Consider the following 23197-nt stretch of genomic DNA (forward strand, 5'->3'; position numbering starts at 1 on the left):
CCGACCCTGAGTTGTTCTGAATTTCACTGAAGTGTGGCACACACACCCTATCTGCGGGGATCTTTCCGCGCACCCGAGCCCGGGTTACCGATTGGCAACGGCAGGAGCCGGTAAAGTGCCCTGGTGATCGACTGCTTGTTCTGCAAGATTGTCAAGGGTGAGATCCCGGCGGAGATCGTCCAAGAGTCGGAGCGCACGCTCGCTTTCCGCGACATCAATCCGCAGGCCCCCACCCACGTGCTGGTGATCCCCAAGGGACACTTCGCCAACGCGGCCGAACTCGCCCTCGCCGACGACGGCCTCGCCGACGAGGTCTTCAAGACCGCGCACGCCATCGCCGTCGCCGAAGGCATCGCCGACACCGGCTACCGGCTCGTGTTCAACACCGGCCCGGGGGCCGGCCAGACCGTGTTCCACGTGCACGGCCACCTGCTCGGCGGGCGCGGCCTCACCTGGCCGCCCGGCTGACCGGGGGCCCGCGGCCCGCCGAGGGCGGGCTCCCGCCGTACGGCCCGGGGCCGGGCTCCCGCCGTACGGCCTGGCCACGAGGGCGGAGAGGCCGGTCACGGGGCGGAGCGGACCACGGCCGACACGGATAGCATGTGGACAGTCCTGTTGTATCTATCCGGGAGGCGATCAGGCCGTCGGCCTGCCCATGTCCGAGCCAAACGATTCCCGTAAGTCGCCACCGAGCGGTCCAACCCGGACCCAGGCGAAGGTGGTGATCCCGGACGACCAGCTCATGGTCGGCCTGCTGGGCTCAGGAGACGAGCTGCTGCGGGTCATCGAAGGCGCGTTCCGCGCCGACATCCATGTCCGGGGCAATGAGATCACAGTCACCGGCAGTCCCGAGGAGAGCGGCGCGGTCGTGCGCCTCTTCGAGGAGCTGGTCGAGCTGCTGCGCGGCGGAACGCAGCTCACCACGGATGCCGTCGAGCGCAGCATCGCGATGCTGCGCATGTCCGCAGGGCGCCCCGCCGAGGTGCTCTCCCTCGACATCCTGTCCTCGCGCGGACGCACGATCCGCCCGAAGACGGTCAACCAGAAGCGCTATGTCGACTCGATCGACAAGCACACGGTCGTCTTCGGCATCGGACCCGCCGGCACGGGCAAGACCTACCTGGCCATGGCGAAGGCCGTGAAGGCCCTGCAGGCCAAAGAGGTCAACCGCATCATCCTGACCCGGCCCGCGGTCGAGGCGGGGGAGCGGCTGGGCTTCCTGCCGGGCACGCTCTACGAGAAGATCGACCCGTATCTGCGCCCGCTGTACGACGCGCTGCACGACATGGTCGACCCCGACTCCATCCCCAGGCTGATGGCGGCGGGCACGATCGAGGTCGCCCCGCTGGCCTACATGCGCGGCCGTACGCTCAACGACGCCTTCATCATCTTGGACGAGGCCCAGAACACCTCGCCCGAGCAGATGAAGATGTTCCTCACCAGGCTCGGATTCAACTCCAAGATCGTGGTGACGGGCGACGTCACCCAGATCGACCTGCCCGGAGGAACACAGAGCGGGCTCAAGGTCGTGCAGGAGATCCTGGACGGCATCCCGGACATCTACTTCTGCCGCCTGAGCAGCGCGGACGTGGTCAGGCACCGGCTTGTCAGCGACATCGTCGACGCCTACGGTCGATATGACGCCACGCTGGTCGAGCCCAAGCAGATCAAGCAGCGGGGCAGGAGATAGGCCGATGAGCATCGAAGTCGCCAACGAGTCCGGTGTCGAGGTCGACGAGACGGCGCTCGTGGCCCTGGCGGGGCATGTGCTCGATCACATGAAGGTCAACCCGCTGGCCGAGCTGTCCATCCTTGTCGTGGACGAGGATGTGATGGCCGGATTGCACGAGCAGTGGATGGGAGAGCCAGGTCCGACGGACGTGCTGGCCTTTCCCATGGACGAGCTGAGGCCGGGCCAGACCGGCGCTCGGCAGGGCAACGAGGGGCCCGCCGATCCGGCGCTCCTCGGTGACGTGGTGCTGTGCCCGCAGGTCGCGGCCAAGCAGGCCGTCGAGGCCGGGCACTCCGCCCAGGATGAGTTGGAGCTGCTGTGCACGCACGGCATCCTCCACCTGCTGGGCTACGACCACGCCGAGCCCGAGGAACACAAGGAGATGTTCGGCTTGCAGGCCGAACTTCTCACGGCGTGGCGGGAGGTGCGCACCCAGCGGTGAACGCCGCGAACGGGTGGTTGGTGACGGTCGTCGTACTCGTCGTGGTCGGCGGCCTGATCGCAAGCGCGGAGACGGCTCTTACGCGCATCTCACGGGTGCGCGCGGACGAGTTCACGCGAGAGGGGCGCAGGGGCGCGGAACGGCTGCGAGCCATCGTGGCCGACCCGCCGCGCTACCTTAACCTGCTCCTGCTGCTCAGGTTGAGCTGCGAGCTCGTCTCCACGGTGATAGCCACATTGATCTTCATTGACGTTCTGGGAGACCAGGGCTGGGCGTACGCCGTCGCCGCGGCCGTCATGATCGTGGTCAGCTACGTGATCGTCGGAGTGTCCCCGCGCACGCTGGGGCGCCAGCACGCCGAGCCGATCGCCCTGGCCGCCGCGCCCGTGGTCTACGGTCTGACCCGGATCTTCGGCCCGCTGCCCAAGCTCCTGATCCTTCTCGGCAACGCGGTGACGCCCGGCAAGGGCTTCCGGGACGGGCCGTTCACCTCTGAGGCCGAACTGCGCGACCTGGTCGACCTGGCGGAGGAGCGCAGGGTCATCGAACCCGACGAGCGGGAGATGATCCACTCGGTCTTCGAGCTCGGTGACACCTTGGTGCGCGAGGTCATGGTGCCGCGCACCGACATGTTGTTCATCGAGCGCGGCAAGACCCTCAACCAGGCCCTGTCCCTCGCCCTGCGCAGCGGGTTCTCCCGCATTCCCGTGGTCGGCGAGAACGAGGACGACGTCATCGGCATCGTCTACCTCAAGGACGTCGTGCGCCACGTGCACGAGGCCGGGGACAACGGACACAGCGTCAAGGTGGACGCCGTGATGCGCCCGGCGACCTACGTGCCGGAGAGCAAGCCGATCGACGAACTCATGCGTGAGATGCAGGCCCGTCAGAGCCATCTGGCCATCGTCATCGACGAATACGGCGGTACGGCCGGCCTGGTCACGATCGAGGACGTGCTTGAGGAGATCGTCGGTGAGATCGCCGACGAATACGACCAGGAACTTCCCAGAGTCGAAGCCTTGGAGGACGGTTCGGTCAGGGTGACCGCCCGCCTTCCGGTGGATGAACTGGCCGAGTTGTTCAGCGTTCAGATCGCGGTCGACGAGGTCGAGACCGTCGGCGGGCTGCTCGCCCATGCACTCGGCCGGGTGCCGATCGCCGGGTCCGAGGTCGAGGTCGAGGGGTTGCGGTTGACCGCGGAAAGCCTCGCCGGTCGCCGCAATCGCATCGGGACGGTGCTGGTCAGGAGGCTGCTGCCGTCCGAGCAGGACTTTGTGACGGCCTAGCGGGACGGCGATAGCAGCCTTTCCGGGCAAAGCTACGGATTCTATGCAAGTCCCCTACAAGTCATCTGCAAGCGGGGCGAGCCATAGTTTTCTCGTGGCGCCTGGTGCTGCAGGGGCCACACGGGAAAGCCCGACCGCTCGGAGGGGTTCGGCGCAAGGGCTTTCCGGGGGGTGAGCGCGTCCCGGCCAGCTAGCCGGCCGTGGACGCCGCTCGTTAAAGGGTGCTCTTGCCTGGCATATGCCGGTGAGAGCACCCTTAAGCGTCTATTGGGGACTCTCGGAGATTGTTCTAGTTACTCGGCGGGAACATCAGCGTCGGGGTGACCGGGGAACAACGGGAGAAGGCATGACGCGGGGGATGCGGGTGTTCTGGGTGGTCGCCGCCATACTGGTGGCGCTCGGACTGATCGCCGCAGCCCTCGGCGGGTGCGGGTCGAAACGCACAGAGCGCCCCCCTGAGGTGCGGGACCACGCCGAACTCACCCGCATGCAAGGAGTCCTCAACGATCAACGTGGGCTCCCCGACGGGTTCTCGCCGAGGCCGTTGGACGGATGGATCTCCCCGTTCCGGGCACGCGGCCGCGACTGCCGGGCCGTACTCGACGCCGCCGCCGGCCGCCCGCCGAGCGGCTCCCTCCGTGCCCAGGCCAAAGCGGCCTACGCCGGCAACGGTGTCGGCGAAGTCGCCGGAGTCGCCCTCGCCGGCTACTCACCTGGAGGCGCCCAACGGCACCTCGACCACCTGAGTACGGCTCTCGCCCGGTGCCTGGCCAAGCCGCAGAAGCTGCTGACCGCCAAGAATCCGGGCAACAGCACCAAACTCACGATGCGGGAGCTCTCCATTGCCGACGTCGGCCACAAGGCGCTGACCGCGAAGGTGACCGGACGGCTCAACGGATATCCGTACAGCCTCCACCTCGTCTTCGTACGCATCGGGGAGACCCTGATCTGCGTGATCCACACCGGGTTCGCCGATCTCGACCCCACGCGCACCCATCTGCTCGCCAGAGCCGTGGCCGACCGCGTGGCATCGGCCTGACCCGCGCTTTGAGTAGCCTTGTCGGGTGACTGACACGACTCTCGACCCCGAGGACAATAAGATCATTGTGCTGGCCCGGTCGGCCAGAGCGCGCAACGGCACGGCTCAAGGCGCCGCCGTGCGCGACGAGACCGGCCGCACCTATGTCGCGACCGACGTGGCGCTGCCCTCGCTGACGCTGACGGCGCTCCAGGTCGCGGTGGCGATGGCGGTGTCGAGCGGAGCGCGATCACTCGAAGCGGCGGCCCTGGTCACCGACGCCGACGAGCCCGGCGACGCCGACCGCGCCGTTGTCGCCGACCTCGGCACCCCGGTCCTGATCACCGCCGGCCCCGACGGAACCATACGGCAGAGCCGATGAGCGACGAATTCAAGGCAGGCTTCGCCTGCTTCGTGGGCCGACCCAACGTCGGCAAGTCCACGCTGATGAACGCGCTCGTGGGCACCAAGGTCGCCATCACCTCGTCCAAGCCCCAGACCACACGCAGAGCGATCCGCGGCATCGTCCATCGGCCCGACGCCCAACTGGTGATCGTCGACACCCCCGGCCTCCACCGCCCCCGCACTCTGCTCGGCGAGCGCCTGGACAGCCTCGTCCTGTCCACCCTGAGCGAAGTCGACGCCATCGGGTTCTGCATCCCCGCCGACGAACCCATCGGCAAGGGCGACCGGTTCATCGCCGACAAACTCGCCGCTGTCAAACGCACCCCCATCCTGGCGATCGTCACCAAGTGCGACCTCGTCGGGCGCGAGCGAGTCGCCGAACAGCTCCTCGCCGTCTCCAACCTGGGCACCTTCGCGGAGATCATTCCCGTCTCCGCGAAATCCGGCGACCAGCTCGGCATCCTCTCCGACCTCCTCATCGACCGGCTCCCCGAAAGCCCCCCGCTCTACGAAGGCGGCGAACTCACAGACGAGCCCGAACAGGTCCTCGTCGCCGAACTCATCAGAGAGGCCACCCTAGAGGGCGTACGCGATGAGCTCCCGCACTCCATCGCCGTCGTCGTCGAGGAGATGGGCCTGCGCGAAGGGCGGGACGACCTCCTCGACATCTACGCCTTCATGTACGTCGAACGGCCATCCCAGAAAGCCATCGTGATCGGCCGCAAGGGCGAACGGCTTCGCGAAGTCGGCACCCGGGCCCGCCACCAGATCGAAGCCCTCCTCGGCACCCGTGTCTACCTAGACCTGCGCATCAAGGTCGCCAAGGACTGGCAGCGAGACCCCAAACAACTCCGCCGCCTGGGCTTCTACGACTGACAGTGATGATGTCCGTGGTGACACCGCAGGTGGGCCTGCCCCATCAGATTCTCCCGAGGGGACCGTCGCCTTCAGGCGACGGGGGAATCCGGGTGTCACCACGCACGCGGCCGGACAGGCGCTCGCGACCTCATAGGAGCTCGGTCCAGAAGCCCCGCCATGGTCTCGTCCGCCCACCCCCTGACCGGCGCTGCCGCCCCCGGAACGGACTCGCGACGACGGACATGACGCACGACAGCCCGCAGATCACCGGCGAGTCGACACTCGCGGCCTGACCCACACCGCAGGTGATCGACACGGTCGGACAGCACCTGGCCGACCGGGAGCTCCCGGCCACCGTCCACGGCTACCGTGACCTGCTGGGCTGGAAGCGCTCGTAGGGCACGATCGTCGCTGTGGGGGTGGAGGGGCACCGGAGCCTACAGAGCCGGGCTCGAGTGCAGTTGTGGAGGTGGGAATCCTGGTGGCCGAGTGTGGGCCCCTCGCCCTCTCATTGCTGGTAAGTCTCGATCTCGTCCGCAGGACGGGGATTCACGTAATCGGGATCTTCGCCGAACTCGCGCTGGGCACGACGCTGCCGTAGCAGGTCCCAGCATTGGTCGAGCGCCATCTCCAAAGATCTGATGCGCTGGTTCTCTTCCTCCGAGGTCACTTCGCCCAGAGCGAGCCGACGCCGTAGTTCGCGCTCTTCTGCGACGAGGTCACTGATCCGGCCCAGAATCTCGTGGTCGCGCATGATGCCTCCTGTGGCTCAGTCGCTAGTTCGACCATATCCGCCGAACTGCGGCTCTCGGGCGTTCCCTGGGGGAGGCCTGGGTGGACTGGTCGGGCTTCCTGGCCCGCTGGGGCTTGGGGGTGGTTGTCGGGGAGCGGGCAAGATCTCGCAGGAGGTCGACCGTCATAGCGGGTCAGGCGATGATCACAGTGACGTCTTGGGCGCGCAATCGGTTGACCGCACCATCTGAGGTCGCGTCGTCCGTGATCACTGTGCCGATGCGGGACACCGGCGCGATGCGAACTGCACTGCTCTGACTGAACTTGGTGTGGTCGGCGAGCACGACGAGATCGCGGGCCACCGTGATCATGTTGCGATCTGTCTCGGCCTCCGCGAGGTGGGCGCCGAGCATGCCGTACTCAGGGTCTAGCCCGAAGGCGCTGAAGAACGCGGTGTCGATGTGGATATCGGCCAGCGCTTGAGTGGTCAGATGTCCAAGCAGTGACAGCTCGGTGTTGCGCATCAGGCCGCCGAGCACCAACACCTGTACCTGATCGCCGGAGGTGCCGATCGCGTGCGCGATCGCCACGGAGTTGGTGACCACCGTGAGGTCTCGCACCCGTCCCAGATGAGGCACCATTTGGGCGCACGTCGACCCCCCGGTGAGCAGCACTGTGCTGTGAGGCTTGATCTGGTCTACCGCGCGGGCGGCGATCCGGCTCTTCTCACTGAGGTTGCGGATGGCCCGTTCAACGAGCGAGACCTCGGAGGATTCGGCGTTCGGCAGTGCGATCGCGCCACCGTGCACTCGGCGCAGGAGGCCACGCTCATCCATCTCGTCAAGATCCCGGCGAACTGTCGAGACGCTCACTCCGAGCAGGTCGGCGAGATCGTCAACGCTGACCGATCCGTTGGTACGCACATGGCTTAGCAGTGTGCTTCTGCGCTTCTCGCTCAGCATCGGACGCCGTCCCTCCTGTCTCCAAGGCTACGAGGATCTCATCTCCGTGGGCACTCAGAAAACATCAAGTTCTGTCATTCGTCAAAGCGTGTTTGTTGCTATTTGTCCCATTCGTGTGCGTCTGTGCCATGGATTGACAGAGGTGTGCCGCCGTTCTATGGTCGGATCTGAAAGTTCTGAGAGTTTTTGATTGATTCTGATCGAGCGTTCTCGGGAGGTCGAACCACATGGCGCACACATCTGGCTCCGTCGCGAACCCATCCAGCGAAGATTCGTCCTCGGGGGGTCTTGGCCGCGAGACCGAGAAAGAGGTGAGAAGTCAGCCAGAGGTCTGGGAGAGAGTCTTGGGTCTGACTCAGGACGTGATGGGGCTCATGCCCAAGCCGGGCACACGTGTGCTGGCGCTTGGCTGCGGCACGTCCTTCTACATCGCCGACTCCTATGCCCGCCTCAGGCAGAGTCTCGGCCAGGGGCACACGCACGCGGCAATCGCCACAGAACTTCTTCCATCAGATCTCCACGATGGAGGCCCCTATGACGTGGCCGTGATGCTGTCCAGGTCCGGCACCACCACGGACATGGTCCGCCTAGCCGGCGGTCTGGTCGGCGGCTTGGAGAGAGTCGCGATCACGGGCACCCCTGGTTCACCGCTCACCAACGCCACGGATCGCCATGTGCTTCTTGACTTCGCCGACGAGCGTTCCGTCGTGCAGACGAGGTTCGCCACCTCCGCGCTGACGCTGCTTCGAGCCTCGGTCGGCGACGATGTCGGGAGGCTGCCCGACGCCGCGCGTGCGGCTCTCGCGGAGCCCGTGGTCGCCGATCCCGCCGACCACGACCATGTGGTCTTCCTCGGCACCGGTTGGACCTTGGGGCTCGCAGGTGAGGCGGCTCTCAAGTGCCGGGAGTCAGCCCGACTATGGACGGAGTCCTATGCCGCGCTTGAATATCTTCACGGCCCGATCGCCTGTGCCGGACCCCGCAGCCTCATCTGGTCGTTCGCTCCCCTTCCTCCCGCTGTCATAGAGGCGGTTGAAGCTACCGGCGCGGCTTTACGTGTCGCTTCCACCGACGCCCAGGCTGAACTCGTTCGAGTGCATCAGTTCGCCATCGCCCATGCTCGCGCTCGCGGTCTCGACTGCGACACACCGGCACACCTGTCCAGATCCGTCATTGTCGAATGAGGTCCCATACCCCGTCGGGGACACAGCAGTGAACTACACACGGACTTACCGTTCACACATGCTCGCACAGCCATGGTTCCGCGGTTGGGATTTCACAGGCACAGGAATGGTTCTCTACGAGAGAGATGCTGTGGGTGTCATCCCCCGCATATGAGCGGCTTGATATCCGATAGTCCCGTCGTAAGCATCCCTTCGCTCATGGCCCCTCGGAAGGAGCTCAATAGGCATGCGGCTTCTTGCCTCGTTTCTCGTCCACGCGGGAAGCCGAGCCGGGCCTGCTCGTCTGCAAGGCGTACGGCGTCGCCGTCCGTTGCCATCCACAATGCAAAAACTGAGATGCAGTGCGTTGGTCTTGGCGGACAAGGCGTTCAGGAGTTCGCCGCACGTTGACGAGCAGGAACATCGCCGTCGAGCTGACTTAAGCGTTTATCGGAGAGGAGGTAAGGGTGATTATCACGGTCACGCTCAATCCCGCACTCGATGTCACCTACACAGTCCCCGGTCTCGCCGTCGATGCCACGAACAGGGTGCGTGCCGTTGCCATGCGGCCGGGTGGCAAAGGAGTGAACGTCGCCGGCGTTATCAATTCTCTGCTGGCGGACGGCATCGACGCGCCTGAGGTGACCGTGCTGGCATTCGCGGGGGGACACCAGGGAGAACTGTTCACAGAGATGCTTCGCCGCCGAGGGATTGCCCACGATCTGGTGACGACTCGGGGCGAGACCCGACGCACCCTCGCACTCGTCGACCCAGCGAACGGAACGGTGACGTCACTCAGTGAACCAGGTCCCGTGATCAACGAGCACGAGTGGGGGGAGATGCGTGACCGGGTGCGCGCACTGATGCCTCGGGCAACAGTTCTTGTGCTGTCAGGCAGTCTTCCACCAGGGGTCCCGTCTGGCGCTTACGCGGTGCTCGTGCGCCTTGCGCGCGGATTCGGGGTTCCAGTGGTGGTCGATGCGGGTGGCGAGGCCCTGCGCAGAGCTCTGAAAGAGCGTCCTGACCTGGTGAAACCCAACGCCGCAGAGCTCGCTTCCGTGGTAGGGCCAAGCGTTCTTGCCCTCGATAGGAGCGAAACGGAAGAAAAGAGTGGAGTTAAACGAAAGAGAGATCTAGCTGATCGAAACGAGAACGGCTGGCTTCAAACGGCTGCTTTTCAGCTCCGCACCGCCGGGGCCGGCGTTGTCATCGCCTCCGACGGACCCCGTGGATTGTGGGCCGACACTCCACGCGGCCAATGGCATGCCGTCCCGCCGCACGTTCCGTCTGGGAACCCGACCGGCGCCGGCGACGCGGTGGCCGCAGCGCTGGCTCTCGGCCTGGCACGGGTCTGGGACCACAGCAGCCCTGCAGGCCAGGTGGTCGACCTGTCCTCATGGAACTGGCCGCACATGCTGACCCATGCCGCCGCATTATCGGCAGCCGCCGTGCATGCACCGCTCGCAGGAGAGGTCGACCCGGCGGTCTATCGCGCCAACCTCGCTCAGGTCGTTGTCACGCCGACGCCAACTCACCCCCTGGGCAAGGACGAATAAGCATCCTCCCGGGGCACCCGACCGACTCGGCGCGAGATGCGCCTGGAGGAGTTTCCCCCGCAGGCAGAACGAGGTCCTCGAAACGAAATGAAGCTGATACAGGGCGATGGGGACGTCGTCGATACCCGGACGGGCGACTGAGCTTGCTGATGGCCGGGATCTTCACAGAAGGACAACATGCCAGGAACTGGAACTGAAGAAAGGAGGCTGGCGCTATGGCGCTGATACCGACGGGTGATCTCCTCACCGCAGCCTGGAAGGCGGGGCGTGGGGTGGGTGCCTTCAACGTGATCCAGATCGAACATGCGGAGGGCATTGTCGCAGGTGCTGAGAAGGCGCAACTTCCAGTGATCGTTCAAATCAGCGAGAACACCGTTGCCTACCACGGGGCATTGTCTCCGATCGCCACGGCAACCTTGGAGATCGCCAAGAGGGCGCGCATACCTGTCGCCGTTCATTTGGATCACGCGACGAATCCTGATCTGGTGGACGAATCGGTGGCATTGGGGTTCGGATCGGTGATGTTCGACGCCTCCGCCCTGCCGTACGAGGAAAACGTGACCCTGACCGCCGAGGTGGCGGCCCGAGCGCGGGGTCAGGGGGTGTTTGTGGAGGCTGAGCTTGGTGAGGTCCGAGGCAAGGACGGCGTTCACGCACCAGGTGCACGCACCGATCCGGAGGAGGCGTTGGTTTACGTCGCGGCAACCGGCGTCGACGCCCTCGCTGTGGCTGTCGGCTCCTCTCACGCGATGCTCACACGCGACGCCGCTCTCGACTTCGAACTCATCGCACGACTTCGTGCCGCCCTGCAGGTCCCTCTGGTGCTGCACGGGTCGTCCGGGGTTCCAGACGAAGGACTGGAAAGTGCGGTACGCCATGGGATGACCAAGATTAATATTGCCACCCATCTGAACAAGGTATTCACCGAGGCGTTAACGGAGAACATCAGACAGAGGCCGGCCAAGGTTGATCCTCGTGTTTACCTCGGCGCGGCTCGAACAGCGATAGCTGACCAAGTCGCCTACCTGCTTGAACTGATAAATCTCTCACGCGGCTGACATCAGTGGATTTCTACGCTGTGATCGACGGTGAGTGGGAAACGCTAAAGTTGCGTCTAAGGTCTGCCTGCCATGTTCTGGCTGGCGCCACCGCGAGGAAGTGCAATCCGAGTGGGCGGGCGAAGTGTGCTCCCGCGATGGCCGCATTGCCCGCACCGGCCTGTCCCACGGTGGTGTCCTCCGTGATCTGTCCGGCGGCGAGAGTTTGCCCGAAGGCGGCAGCCAGGAGTCCGTCCGTGCTTGACGCTGCCTGACGGCCATGGATTCGTCTTACGGCCGTGGATTCGTCTTGAGATGTAGGGCGTCCGCCGAGACAGGGCTGTCGCTGCAGTCGGGCACTGGAGATTGTGCACAGGCGTGGTGACGAGGTCTTCCTCTACTCGTTGAATGCTGCCGTCGTCCACTCGTGCCTGGATCCCGCGGACCAGAGTTGAGATACGGGGAGCCATCACCCGGGGGTGGGCCCCGTCGTACGGCACAGCGTTCGTGATCTCACAGTGTGAACGGAGTGGTCTCATGCATTCGGGAGCGTCTGCTAGTGTGCTTGGCATGCTGCGTGTGCTGCTCCTTAGCTGCCGCGGCGGGGGCCTCTAGGCCGGCTCCCTCGCCGCGGAGCGAGTCATGCGCGTCGGCCGCTGGTTCGGAACCGACGAGGAGCAGCAAGATCTCATGAGCAAGACGTTTACCGGCAAATCTCAGCAGCCCAGCCCGATGCCGTTCCACCGCTATCGCCCCTTTACGCCTGTCTCTCTGCCTGACCGCACGTGGCCGGACCAGGTGATCGCGAAGGCGCCCCGATGGTGTGCGGTGGACCTGAGAGACGGTAATCAAGCGCTGATCGACCCTATGGACTCGGACCGCAAGCTGAAGATGTTCGAGCTCCTGGTTTCCATGGGATACAAGGAGATCGAAGTCGGTTTCCCTGCGGCGTCGCAGACTGATTATGACTTCGTACGGCAGATCATCGAAGAGGGGCGCATCCCCAGCGACGTGGTGATCCAGGTTCTGACTCAGGCCAGGCCCGAGCTGATCGAGCGGACGTTTGAGGCGGTGCGCGGGGCGGCCCAAGTGATCGTCCATCTCTACAACTCCACCTCGACGCTGCAGCGGCGAGTGGTGTTCGGTCAGGACCGCGAGGGCATCACGGCGATCGCGGTGGAGGGGGCGAAGCTGTGTAAGAAGCTCGCCGACGACATGGGGGACACGGAGATCTATTTCCAGTATTCCCCGGAGTCCTTCACCGGCACTGAGCTGGAATACGCGGTCGAGGTGTGCAACGCCGTCAACGACGTCTGGCAGCCGACCCCGGACCGGAAGGTCATTGTCAACCTCCCGGCGACAGTGGAGATGTCCACCCCCAACGTCTACGCGGACCAGATCGAGTGGATGCACCGAAACCTCGCCTACCGCGACTCGGTGGTGTTGTCGCTGCACCCGCACAACGACCGGGGGTCGGCGGTGGCGGCCGCGGAGCTCGGCTATATGGCCGGTGCAGACCGCATCGAGGGCTGCCTGTTCGGCAACGGCGAGCGCACGGGCAACGTATGCCTGGTCACGCTGGGCATGAACCTTTTCTCGCAGGGCGTTGACCCAGAGATCGACTTCAGTGAGATCGACGAGATTCGCAGGGTTGTCGAATACTGCAACCAATTGCCGGTGCATCCGCGCCACCCTTACGGCGGCGAGCTCGTTTATACGGCGTTCTCGGGATCCCACCAGGACGCGATCAAGAAGGGCTTCGAGCACCTCGCCATCGATGCTGCTGCGGCCGGGCGCGTTGTCGATGACTTCACGTGGGAGGTGCCTTACCTCCCCATCGACCCGAAGGACGTTGGGCGCACGTACGAGGCGGTCATCCGGGTCAACAGTCAGTCCGGCAAGGGCGGCGTCGCCTACATCATGAAGGCCGACCACAGCCTCGATCTGCCGCGCCGCCTGCAGATCGAGTTCTCACGTGTCGTCCAGGCCCGCACGGACGAACAGGGGGGCGAGGTGACCGCGGCGGAGATGTGGGATGTGTTCACCGACGAATATCTCCCCAATCCGTCCAGCCCGTGGGGGCGTCTCGGTCTGCTGGCGCACCGCAGCGAATCCACCGTCGACGAGCGCGATCAGATCAACGCCGATATCCGGGTGGACGGTGAGATCCGCGCGATCGCCGGTGTGGGCACCGGGCCGATCTCGGCGTTCTGCGATGCTCTCAGCCGTCTCGGCATCCAGGTGCGGGTCCTCGACTACACCGAGCACGCTTTGAGCGCCGGTAGCGACGCGAAGGCCGCTTCCTACGTGGAATGCGATGTACAGGGGCAGACGCTGTGGGGTGTCGGCATCGACGCCAACACCACGACCGCTTCGCTGAAGGCCATCATCTCGGCGGTCAACCGGGCAAGCCGTCAGCCTGGGCACTGACGATGTGAGGGCCGCGGCTCAGGCCGCGGCCCTCACATCTGTCGCCGCCTCTCATACCAGGGGGCAATGGACTTCTTGGAGCCCTCGGGCATGACCAGGCCCGGCACCTACTCCTCGCTGAACAGGCCGACCCCGTGTGCTCGACGCTGAGCCGGGGTTCGTGGGGGACTCCAGCAGGGAACACCCGTACGTCACGATAAACACGTGTCTGTCGGGGTTGGCCTCGTACACCACGTGTCCAGGAGTGGGCCACCTGAGACCTTCCAGCCGGTTCCTTCTGCGAGCCCGCGCACGGCCGTGGGGCTTCGGGCGTCTCGCTTCGTTCGAGTCTCCCACCAGGTAGTTCCCACTCTTCCCGCTCGTCGTTCTTGAGTAGCAGCACCCGCTCGGAGGGGTCGATCAGACCCCTTTGATAGAGATGGGGGAGACGGCCACTTCTGGGGTTCCTTCATGCGGGCATCTGGAAAGTGCCACCTGGGCGTTTAGACGTACGCTCACGGTATGAGTGAACTGGCACTGGCCCTTATCGGGCTTGGCGACATCGCATCGAAGGCATACCTCCCTGTTCTGGCTGCCACGCCTGGATTGGACATCCGACTGTGTACACGGGACAGGGCGACGTTGGATCGCCTTGGAGACGCCTACCGCATCGGAGGGCGATACACCTCGGTGGACGACGTCGTGCAATCGGGGATTCGCGCGGCCTTCGTCCACGCGGCGACGGAGGCTCACGTGCAGATCGTGGAGAAGCTTCTGTCGGCTGGTGTGCATGTTTATGTAGATAAACCGCTTGCCGATAACTTTCGGGACGCCGAGCGATTGGTGCGGCGTGCGCAGGCGGCCGGATTAAGCCTGATGGTCGGATTCAATCGGAGATATGCTCCCGGATACGCGGGGTTGCAGGATCTGCCGCGTCCCCTTATCTTGATGCAGAAGAATCGTGAGAGGCATCCGGACAGTGCGCGTCGGGTGATATTCGATGACTTTATCCACGTTGTCGATACCCTGCGCTTCCTGGCTCCCGGGCAGGTCGTCGGGCAGAGAATTCACGCTAGAATAGCTGGCGGGCTCGTTGAACACCTTGTGCTCGAGCTCTCCGGTGACGGATTTGTTGCCGTCGGAATGATGAATCGAAATAGTGGGCTCTCGGAAGAGAGTTGTGAGGTTTCGGGTGGCGGTCTGAAGCGCCGAGTGGTAAACCTCGCAGAAGTCGTTGATTATTCTGGTTCGGAAAAGGTGGCACGCCGAGGGGACTGGACCTCGGTGGCCAGGCAACGGGGTGTCGAGGGCGCGTGTCGAGCCTTCATTAACGAGATCCGGGAAGGGCGTCTGCTGGACGCCGAGGATGCATTGATCACGCATAAGGTTTGCGAGGATATCTTCAGAGAAGTCGCGAGGCATGGATGAGTCTGAGTGGTCCTGGCGGGCTCGGCTTCCCGTAGGGATTACTGCATGCGGGGCTTGTGGAGATGGGGCGTAAGGTTCCCCTTTTGGGAAATGTGACAGCCGTCCTTGCTGATTCGAGAGTAAATCGTTAGATGGCCTGTCGATGCGTTCCTTCCGCGCCCGGCCCTCGAAGAGCCGTGGGAGCTGTTCCAGTGCATGGCTCAGTGGGCTGAGGCTGTACGGCCGGGGCGTGTGGAGGCTCGTGGGCGCATGACTCCTGGGCGGTTCGGGTTCGGCGTGGACAGCCGAGGTTCGCGGGCGCGGGGTTGGCGGCTGGATTCCACACTTGGCGGGGATGGTCAGCGGTTGGGGCGGCGAGTGGGAGCGGCGCGTTCGGCCAAGGCGAGGAGGCTGCGAAAGGGGGTGTGGGCGGTTGTCGTGATGAGGGAGAACCCCACAGGGTCGCGGTAGGGCCCAGAGGATGAAGCGATACCTACCAGGGTGCTGCTGGTGACGACGGGGCCGCCGCTGCCGCCGTTGACGATTTGGCAGTTGGTGGTGAGTAGGAGACCTTCGCTGGGGGTGCCGGAGTTGGTTGCTTGAGCATGGCAGCGGTACATGTCGCCGCCGGAGTAGTGGAGGTCGGCAGGGTAGCCGTAGATATCGACTTCGGCGGTGCCCTTCCAGCGCTGTTTTGTGCGAGGTATGAGGCCGGGGCCTGTGACCTCTTCGAGAAGTTTGCCCTCCTTGCCTACTTCGACAACTGCGATGTCATACGGGAGGAGTCCGAAGGAGTACGGCTGGGTGCGCCAGCGTTTGGGGACCCAGAGGCGGACGGCGGGCCAGATGCCCAGCGGGGCTGTGCCGTCACCGGCGCTGTTGTAAGCGGGGATGAAGGCAACGCGCTTGAGCCAATGCCGCTGATTGTCTCGGTTGGCGAAGACGCAGTGGGCGGCGGTGGCGACAAGGTTCTTGCGTCGAGATCGAATGACGGCGGCTCCGCAGGTGAGATCTTCACCCGTTGTGGGGTCATGGCTGACGAGCAGCCCTGTCAGGCGCTGTGCGCCGGCGCGGGTGTAGGGACGGGAAACAGGGGCGTAGCCGTAGCGGTCACCACCGGGGGTGAGCACTTTGGCAGAGGGGATCGTTCGTAGGGCGGAGGCCGACGGATCGAGCCGGAACGCGACGGCGGGGGTGGCTGGGCTTGAGGCCCCAAACCCGGGAGAGGAGTGGGCCGCTACGCGGGCGACGCTGGTAGGGGCGATGGGGGGCGTTGCCGTCCCGATGGGGTTCGCGGCGGGCTCTGGAGCATTGGGTGGTTGGATGTCGGGATTCTGAGCGTTCGGGTTCCCGATCATTCGGGGGGGTGTCGCCCCGATGGAGTCCGTGGCCCGCTCTGGACCGTGGGGTGGTTGGAGAACGGAGTTCTGGGCGTTGGGGTGCCCGATCACTTTGGGGAGGGAGAGCGTAGCCGGGCCGGTGGGCACCTGGGGGGCATCGGTGTGTTTGGCGAGGCGGGCGGAGATCTCGAAGAGGTTCGAACGTTCGTCGCCGGTGACGGTGTGCCTCACGGCGCCACCGAACTCGGTAGGGAGAAGCACTGGGTGGTCAGGGCCGGCATGCGTGGCCGTATGAGCGGCCGGGCTGAAAGGGTCGGGGGTCGGGATGGATGTTGTCTTCAAGTCGGCGATTGTCTGCGGGGGGACTGTTGCCCGAGCAGGATTCGCTGCGATCAGGGAGGCCATGGCTGTCGTCACTGCTATTGCCCTGTACACACGCCCCCCTTGATCACAATGGCCACGGTGGCGGTTACCCAGAGTGACGTTTCGGCAAACCGGTTGGTGGCCTGCTGGACCGTGGTGTGATCAGGGTGTTGACGCGGGCGTGACCCAGGTTGGGGCGCGCATGGGATGGATATGGGGTGTCGGATGTCTGAGCTGGTTGTAGGGCCGATGCTGCGCTACGTGGACTCGGCCAGCGCGTCGATCTGGGTGGAGACCAGTGAGCCGTCCCGCGTCGATGTGCATGCGGGCGGGACGCGCGGTGAGGCCGAGACGTTCACTGTGCACGGCCATCACTATGCCGTGGTCGATCTGCATGATCTGCCGGCGGGGGCGGTGCCGTACACGGTGACGCTGAACGGGCAGGAGGTGTGGCCGCCGCCGGGCGGGCGGGCCGGTGTGATCCGCACGATGCCGGAGGCGGGGCCGCGGCGGGTGGTGTTCGGCTCATGCCGTACGAGCGTGCCGCACGACGAGGCGCACACGGCGACGCACGGCATCGACATGCTGCGGGCCTACGGCAGGCGCATGGCGGACCAGCCTGTCGAGGAATGGCCGGATCTGCTTCTGCTGCTCGGCGACCAGGTGTATGCCGACGAGCCGACGGCGGGTGTGCTGGAGTTCATCCGGTCGCGCCGACGGCCTGGCGAGGAACCGGTGGACGAGGTCGCCGACTTCGAGGAGTATGCGGAGATCTATCGGCAGGCGTGGACTGATCCGGACGTTCGCTGGTTTCTGTCGACCGTGCCCAGCTCCATGATCTTCGACGATCACGACCTGCGGGACGATTGGAACACCTCCGCCACCTGGCGCGCTGAGATGGCCAAGGTGCCCTGGTGGCCGCGCCGAGTGGTGGCCGGGCTCGGCGCGTACTGGATCTATCAGCACCTCGGCAACCTCGCTCCCGCCGAACGTGCGAAGGACCAGCTTTATGCGGCACTCACGGCCGAGCCCGGGGACGGGGCGGCTCTGCTCGACGAATTCGCCAAGCGGGCCGACGAAGAGCCATCGTCCATGCGGTGGAGCTACGCCAGAGACCTCGGACCTCATCGGTTGATCATGCTGGACACGCGGGCGGCCCGCAGCCTGACACCCGGCGACCGGCGCATGGTCGACGCGGGGGAGTGGGAATGGTTCGCCGAGCAGGTCGCCGGAGCCAGGTCGATGGAGAACCTGCTGATCGGCTCCTCGATCCCCGTGCTGCTGCCCGAGGGCATCCACCACGTCGAGAGCTGGAACGAGGCGCTATGCGATGGCGCGTGGGGTGCGGCCGCGGCCCGGTTGTCGGAGAGGTTCAGACAGGCGTTCGACCTGGAGCACTGGGCGGGATTCCGCCGCTCCTTCGACGAACTGACCCGGATGCTCGCCCGCTGCGGCACCAGAGTGCTCCTGCTGTCGGGCGATGTCCACTACTCCTATCTGGCGCGGCTCCGGGCAGGCTCGGTCTACCAGCTCGTCTGCTCGCCGATTCGCAACCCCCTCGGCCGGGTGCTGCGCCTGGCGAACATCGTGGCGGGATTCGGTCTCGCCACGGTCGGTGGTTGGTCGCTCGCGCGGCTCGCCCGTGTGCCGCGCCCGCCGTACCGGTGGAGGATCGACCATGGGCCGTGGTTCCACAACTCGGTGGCCGTGATCGATCTGCGGGGACGACCCGTGGTGACGTGGGAGGGGCCGGGGGAAGGGGAGTCGAGCGGCCTTGTGGCCCTGCATCGAGTGGCCTTGGGGAAGTGAAGGGCACCAGCCGGAAGGAGAAAGGGGATCTAGGTCATGGTGGCTGTCGTGCGGGGGGAGGGGGCCGAAGTCGAGGTCCCGGAGGTCCGTCAGGTCTTGTGAAGAAGAAGATCGAATGCCGCGTCGATCGCGGGCTTGAGCTTGTCCGGGTCCGGGCCTGCCGCGGCCCGGGCAGCGCGATAACAGGCCAGGCCCATATGGGCCGCAAGCGCCGCCTCCAGCGGCGGCGTGCCCTGTGCCTGCAACGCATCGCTTACCACCTCGGTCAGGCGTGTCAGCTTGCGCTCCTTGCGGTCGTACAGCTCCGCGTTGTCAGCGATGAGCCGCTCGTGTAACCGGTACCGGTCCAGGTCGGCGGTCACTGCGGCGATTATCGTCTCCACGGCGCGACGCGTATGGTCCAATGCCTCGCGGAACGTGGGCGCCTTCTGCGGGCGTTCGGAGCGTTCGGCGCCGAGGGCGCGCAGCTGTTCTATGAGGTGCTGTTCCCTCGCGAAAACCACTTCCTGCTTGTCTCTGAAGTAGCGGAAGAACGTGGTGCGTCCCACCTCGGCGCGATCCGCGATCTCCGCCACCGTCACATCGGCGAAGCCGCGCTCGGTGAACAGGGTGAACGCCGCGTCGATGATCGCTTCCTGCGCGCGCCGTCTTTTCCGCTCGCGCAGCGGGGCTTCCTGGTCCATCCCGCCATTGTAGCGTTTATGAACTAGGTCCCTTATGGTACTGAGTACCACATGGTTTCGAGTGTCAGAGGTGTGAGATGCGATCGACAGGGAGTCTGCTGATGACCGGGGCGAGCAGGGGCATCGGCCGGATCGCGGCCGAGAAGATCCTGAACAGTCGTCCAGAGCTGCACCTCGTGCTGATGGTGCGCGGCGCGGGGGGACATGAGCTGGTCGCGGAACTGGCCCGGGCCACGGGGAATGCCAACGTCTCCGCGATCCCATGCGACCTCGCTTCCCTGGCCTCGATCAGGGCGGCGGCCGGGGAGGTCGTGGAGAGTCTGCAGTCGGGCGCGCTGCCTCCACTGCGCGGCTTCGTCGGCAACGCGGGGCTGCAGATGGTCAGTCGCACCCACGTCAGTGCCGACGGCATCGAGCTGACCTTCGCGGTGAACGTCCTGGCGAACTACCTGCTCGTGCGCCTGCTGTGGGACCAGTTCACCGCTCCCGCGCGGATCGTGCTGACCGGCAGCGACACGCACTTCGGGGACCGCCGCCACAACAGGGTGATACCCGCGCCGCACTGGGAAGACCCCCGCCTGCTCGCAGCCCCCCGCTACGACGACGCGGCACGGACGACCGCCGTCGGCCGGACGGCCTACTCCACCAGCAAGCTCGCGGTCATCTACCTGGTCCACGAATTGGCCCGGCGGCTGCCCACCGGGACGGACGTGTATACGTTCGCTCCCGGTTTCGTGCCCGACACCGGCCTCTTGAGGGACGCGGGCCCGGTGGCCCGGCTCCTGTCGCGCACCGTTCTGCGCGGCTTGGCTCTGACCCCGCTCGCGCACTCCCCGTCGGCGGCCGGAACCTGGCTCGCCCGCGCGGCCGGCGGCTCGCGCCCCGGCGAGAGCGGCACCTACATCAGCCGCAGCACGAGGGTCGACTCTTCCGCCGAGTCCTTCGACCGCGACCGCGAGAACGAGCTCTGGCGCACGGCGGCCGAACTGTGCGGTCTGCCCGCCGAACACGACCGCACCGGGCGGCACTGAGGGAGGGAGACATCGTGATCATTGGCCCGGCCGTCGCCGCTTTTCAGCCTGAAGATCCGACTGCTAGGGGGAGCCGGGACGGGCTGCCCCGGCGACGAAGTACACGGCCACGAAGAGCACCGGGCCGATCGCGCCACAGGGCAGGAGGAGTTCAGTGGTCAATCTCATGGCCGGTCAGTTCCGGAAGTCGTCTGCGTGGTCGCGTGCCCATGGAAAAGGGTGTACGGCACAAGCCTGGGTGGGCTGTGCCGTACACCCTGGGGTGAACGGGAGGAGTCGGGTCAGGCGGACAGTTCCCGCAGGGCCTCGGCGAGCTGGTCGACGGCCCAGTTGAGGTCGTCCTCGCTGATGACGATCGGCGGTGCGAGGCGGATCGTGGAGCCGTGGGTGTCCTTGGCGAGGACACCTCGTCTCATGAGCGCCTCGCAGACCTGGCGGCCGTTGGCGATCGACGGGTCGATGTCGATGCCGGCCCACAGGCCGCGGCAGCGTACGGCGATGACGCCGTGGCCGACGAGTTCGGTGAGCCGCCGGCGCAGCGTTTCGCCGAGGCTCTTGGCCCGCGCCTGGTATTCGCCGGTGCCGAGCATCTTGACGACGGCGCTGCCGACGGCGCAGGCGAGCGGGTTGCCGCCGAATGTGGAGCCGTGCTGGCCGGGCTGGATGACGCCGAGCACGTCGGTGTCGGCGGCGACGGCCGACACGGGGACGACGCCGCCGCCGAGGGCCTTGCCCAGGATGTACATGTCCGGGACGACGCCTTCGTGGTCGGTGGCGAAGGTTTCACCGGTCCGGCCGAGGCCGGATTGGATCTCGTCGGCGATGAACAGCACGTTGCGCTCGCTGCACAGCTGCCGCACCTGGCGCAGGTAGCCGTCCGGCGGCAGCAGTACGCCTGCCTCACCCTGGATGGGCTCCAAGAGGACGGCGACGGTGTTCTCGTCGATGGCCTGTGCGATGGCGTCGGCCGAGCCGTACTTCACGACACGGAAGCCCGGCGTGTAGGGGCCGAAGTTGTCGTGGGCGACCGGGTCGGTGGAGAAGCTGATGATCGTGGTGGTGCGCCCGTGGAAGTTGTCCTCCATCACGATGATGTTGGCCTGGTCGGGTGCGACCCCCTTGACCTCGTAGCCCCACTTACGGGCGACCTTGATCGCGGTCTCGACTGCCTCGGCGCCCGTGTTCATGGGAAGGATCATGTCTTTCCCGGTGAGATCTGCAAGACCCGCGCAGAACTCGGCGAACTGGTCGTGGAAGAACGCCCGGCTGGTGAGGGTGAGCCGGTCGAGCTGCTCCCTGGCCGCGGCGAGGATCTCCTCGTTGCCGTGGCCGAAGTTCAGGGAGGAGTATCCGGCGAGGCAGTCGAGATAACGCTTGCCCTCGACGTCGGTGACCCAGGCGCCGCGGGCTGTTCGGATCACGACCGGAAGCGGGTGATAGTTGTGGGCGCTGCGGCGCTCACTGAGTTCGATCAGCTTGTCGGTCGTGCTCATCTCTCGTGTTCCCCATTCGCTGTCGTGTCGTGCCCGAATGGCCCCATGCTGGGAGCCACCTGGGGATTATTCACGGATCTCCAGGGTGCAGCACTTCGGTCCGCCACCGGCCTTGAGCAGTTCGGACAGATCCACCGGAACGACCTCGTAACCCCTCCGCTTCAGCTCCAGCGACAGGTCGGCCGCCTGTGCCGAGACCACCACGTTGGTCCCGTCGCTCACCGCGTTCAGGCCCAGCACCTCGGCGTCCTGCACGGTGGCGATCACCGCGTCGGGGAACAGGTGCCGCAGGACCTCCTGGCTCCCTTGGGAGAACGCTCCCGGGTAGTAGGCGATATTCCGCCCGTCGAGGGGGAACAGCGCGGTGTCGAGGTGGTAGAAGCGCGGGTCGGTCAGCTTGAGCGTGATGACCGGGCGGCCGAGGAACTCCTGGGCCTCGGCGTGGGCGGTCGGGTCGGTGCGGAACCCGGTGCCGGCGAGGATGAAGTCGTCCAGGGTGAGGAAATCGCCTTCGCCCTCGTTGGTGAACGTGGGTGCCATGCGCTTCTGGTAGCCGTTGGCCTCGAACCACGCGAGGTACGCCGGGCCTTCGGCGGCGCGCTCCTTGTGGGCGAACTTGGCCCCGTACACGCGCCCGCCCACGACGAGGGCGCCGTTCGCGGCGAACACCATGTCGGGCAGCCCCTCGATCGGGTCGATCAGGCTCACCTTGTGGCCGAGCTGCTCGTAGGCGGTCTTGAGGCTCTCCCACTGGCTGACCGCGAGGTCACGGTCGGCGCCGGCCCCGGGGTCCATCCAGGGGTTGATCGCGTATTCCACCGCGAAGTACTCGGGCCGGCACATCAGGTAGTGCCTCTGCTGCGTCACGTGTCACTCCATGCGAAAAGAAGCAGGGTCATTGGGGGGACAGCAGAAGCCTAAGAACCATGTTTCCGCAGGCCAAGAGTGCGGTATTGCGTATCTCCGTCGATCGGTTGCGTGTTTCAGGCGATCCGCGGTGATCCGTTGCGCTCCATCACGAGGGGGGTGTCGAGCAGGCGCGAAAGCACGATAGAACTCTTCGTACGCACCACGAACGCCTCCGAGGCGATGCGCTCGATGACCTGCTCCACATGGCGCATGTCGGTCGCCCTGATGTGGAGCAGGGCGTCGGCCTCGCCGGTGACCGTGCAGGCGGAGACGATCTCTGGGTGCCGCGCCACGGCCCGACCGATCTCGACCGGTGAGGTTTTGCCCCGGCAGTACAGCTCGACATATGCCTCAGTGGTCCATCCGAGGGCCGCGGGTTCGACCCGGGCGGTGAACCCGGTGATCGCTCCGGCTTCCCGGAGCCGGTCGACCCGCCGTTTCACGGCGGACGCCGACAGACCCACCTGTTGCCCAATCACTGCATATGTCGTGCGGGCATCCGCGATGAGTGCCCCGATGATGTCACGGTCCAACCGGTCGAGCTCCACGGTGACCTGTATAC

General features: G+C 65.6%; 21 protein-coding genes. 14 read left to right on the top strand and 7 right to left on the bottom strand.

Annotation, left to right across the window (positions count from 1 at the left end; translation table 11 throughout):
• The first annotated feature begins 123 nt into the window (after positions 1-123).
• From BLQ73_RS02610 to era, 7 genes are all read left to right on the top strand, one after another.
• Entirely contained in the window at positions 124-468 is a 345-nt protein-coding gene (locus BLQ73_RS02610; RefSeq protein WP_093167852.1) for a histidine triad nucleotide-binding protein, read from the top strand.
• A 187-nt stretch (positions 469-655) separates the two neighbouring features.
• Positions 656-1690: a PhoH family protein gene (locus BLQ73_RS02615; protein ID WP_093167853.1), complete on the top strand. Its 1035-nt coding sequence runs from the start codon at positions 656-658 to the stop codon at positions 1688-1690.
• 4 nt (positions 1691-1694) lie between these two features.
• Positions 1695-2174: an rRNA maturation RNase YbeY gene (gene ybeY / locus BLQ73_RS02620; RefSeq protein WP_093167855.1), complete on the top strand. Its 480-nt coding sequence runs from the start codon at positions 1695-1697 to the stop codon at positions 2172-2174.
• Complete coding sequence (locus BLQ73_RS02625) at positions 2171-3460, top strand: hemolysin family protein (protein ID WP_093168163.1); 1290 nt, start codon at positions 2171-2173, stop codon at positions 3458-3460. Before ybeY ends, BLQ73_RS02625 begins: the two co-directional genes overlap by 4 nt.
• 346 nt (positions 3461-3806) lie before the next feature.
• Complete coding sequence (locus BLQ73_RS02630) at positions 3807-4499, top strand: hypothetical protein (protein WP_093167857.1); 693 nt, start codon at positions 3807-3809, stop codon at positions 4497-4499.
• 25 nt (positions 4500-4524) lie between these two features.
• Positions 4525-4860: a cytidine/deoxycytidylate deaminase family protein gene (locus tag BLQ73_RS02635; protein ID WP_093167859.1), complete on the top strand. Its 336-nt coding sequence runs from the start codon at positions 4525-4527 to the stop codon at positions 4858-4860.
• The gene (gene era, locus BLQ73_RS02640; RefSeq protein ID WP_093167861.1) at positions 4857-5759 is read left to right on the top strand and encodes a GTPase Era; all 903 of its coding nucleotides are present in this window, start codon (positions 4857-4859) and stop codon (positions 5757-5759) included. The genes BLQ73_RS02635 and era overlap by 4 nt, the downstream gene beginning before the upstream one ends.
• Positions 5760-6249: 490 nt before the next feature.
• Here era and BLQ73_RS02645 read toward each other — a convergent pair whose 3' ends face one another.
• Entirely contained in the window at positions 6250-6495 is a 246-nt protein-coding gene (locus BLQ73_RS02645) for a DUF2630 family protein (RefSeq protein WP_093167863.1), read from the bottom strand.
• A 172-nt stretch (positions 6496-6667) separates the two neighbouring features.
• On the bottom strand, positions 6668-7435 hold the full coding sequence (locus BLQ73_RS02650) for a DeoR/GlpR family DNA-binding transcription regulator (protein WP_093167865.1): 768 nt from the start codon (positions 7433-7435) through the stop codon (positions 6668-6670).
• Between the two features lie 344 nt (positions 7436-7779).
• Between BLQ73_RS02650 and BLQ73_RS02655 the strand changes: the two genes are divergently transcribed.
• The 5 genes from BLQ73_RS02655 (at position 7780) to BLQ73_RS02680 (ending at position 15028) form a co-directional block, all read left to right on the top strand.
• Complete coding sequence (locus BLQ73_RS02655) at positions 7780-8619, top strand: SIS domain-containing protein (RefSeq protein WP_218125586.1); 840 nt, start codon at positions 7780-7782, stop codon at positions 8617-8619.
• Positions 8620-9065: 446 nt separating this feature from the next.
• A complete protein-coding gene (locus tag BLQ73_RS02660) occupies positions 9066-10154 on the top strand; it encodes a 1-phosphofructokinase family hexose kinase (RefSeq protein WP_093167869.1) in 1089 nt (362 codons plus the stop codon).
• A gap of 215 nt (positions 10155-10369) precedes the next feature.
• Positions 10370-11212, top strand: a complete 843-nt coding sequence (locus BLQ73_RS02665) for a class II fructose-bisphosphate aldolase (RefSeq protein ID WP_093167871.1) — start codon at positions 10370-10372, stop codon at positions 11210-11212.
• 669 nt (positions 11213-11881) lie between these two features.
• Positions 11882-13621 carry a 2-isopropylmalate synthase gene (gene leuA, locus BLQ73_RS02670; RefSeq protein WP_245690737.1) on the top strand — a complete coding sequence of 580 codons (1740 nt, stop codon included), beginning with the start codon at positions 11882-11884 and terminating at the stop codon, positions 13619-13621.
• A 501-nt stretch (positions 13622-14122) separates the two neighbouring features.
• Entirely contained in the window at positions 14123-15028 is a 906-nt protein-coding gene (locus BLQ73_RS02680) for a Gfo/Idh/MocA family protein (RefSeq protein WP_245690739.1), read from the top strand.
• Between the two features lie 338 nt (positions 15029-15366).
• Here the strand turns inward: BLQ73_RS02680 and BLQ73_RS02685 are convergent, their stop codons facing one another.
• Positions 15367-16578 (bottom strand): trypsin-like serine peptidase, encoded by a 1212-nt coding sequence (locus BLQ73_RS02685; RefSeq protein ID WP_176955231.1) that lies wholly within the window; start codon positions 16576-16578, stop codon positions 15367-15369.
• A 357-nt stretch (positions 16579-16935) separates the two neighbouring features.
• On the opposite strand from BLQ73_RS02685, the gene BLQ73_RS02690 reads away from it, so the two are divergent.
• Positions 16936-18519, top strand: a complete 1584-nt coding sequence (locus BLQ73_RS02690; RefSeq protein ID WP_093167875.1) for an alkaline phosphatase D family protein — start codon at positions 16936-16938, stop codon at positions 18517-18519.
• Between the two features lie 89 nt (positions 18520-18608).
• Here BLQ73_RS02690 and BLQ73_RS02695 read toward each other — a convergent pair whose 3' ends face one another.
• Complete coding sequence (locus BLQ73_RS02695; protein ID WP_093167878.1) at positions 18609-19202, bottom strand: TetR/AcrR family transcriptional regulator; 594 nt, start codon at positions 19200-19202, stop codon at positions 18609-18611.
• A gap of 101 nt (positions 19203-19303) precedes the next feature.
• Here BLQ73_RS02695 and BLQ73_RS02700 point away from each other — a divergent pair, with 101 nt between their 5' ends.
• The gene (locus BLQ73_RS02700) at positions 19304-20233 is read left to right on the top strand and encodes an SDR family NAD(P)-dependent oxidoreductase (RefSeq protein WP_218125587.1); all 930 of its coding nucleotides are present in this window, start codon (positions 19304-19306) and stop codon (positions 20231-20233) included.
• Positions 20234-20514: 281 nt separating this feature from the next.
• Here the strand turns inward: BLQ73_RS02700 and rocD are convergent, their stop codons facing one another.
• From rocD to BLQ73_RS02715, 3 genes are all read right to left on the bottom strand, one after another.
• A complete protein-coding gene (gene rocD, locus BLQ73_RS02705) occupies positions 20515-21726 on the bottom strand; it encodes an ornithine--oxo-acid transaminase (RefSeq protein ID WP_093167882.1) in 1212 nt (403 codons plus the stop codon).
• A gap of 66 nt (positions 21727-21792) precedes the next feature.
• Positions 21793-22593 (bottom strand): dimethylargininase, encoded by an 801-nt coding sequence (gene ddaH / locus BLQ73_RS02710; protein WP_338056586.1) that lies wholly within the window; start codon positions 22591-22593, stop codon positions 21793-21795.
• Between the two features lie 116 nt (positions 22594-22709).
• Positions 22710-23183 (bottom strand): Lrp/AsnC family transcriptional regulator, encoded by a 474-nt coding sequence (locus BLQ73_RS02715; RefSeq protein ID WP_093167884.1) that lies wholly within the window; start codon positions 23181-23183, stop codon positions 22710-22712.
• Positions 23184-23197 lie beyond the last annotated feature (14 nt).

It is taken from the genome of Sinosporangium album (assembly GCF_900100605.1).
Taxonomy (GTDB): domain Bacteria; phylum Actinomycetota; class Actinomycetes; order Streptosporangiales; family Streptosporangiaceae; genus Sinosporangium; species Sinosporangium album.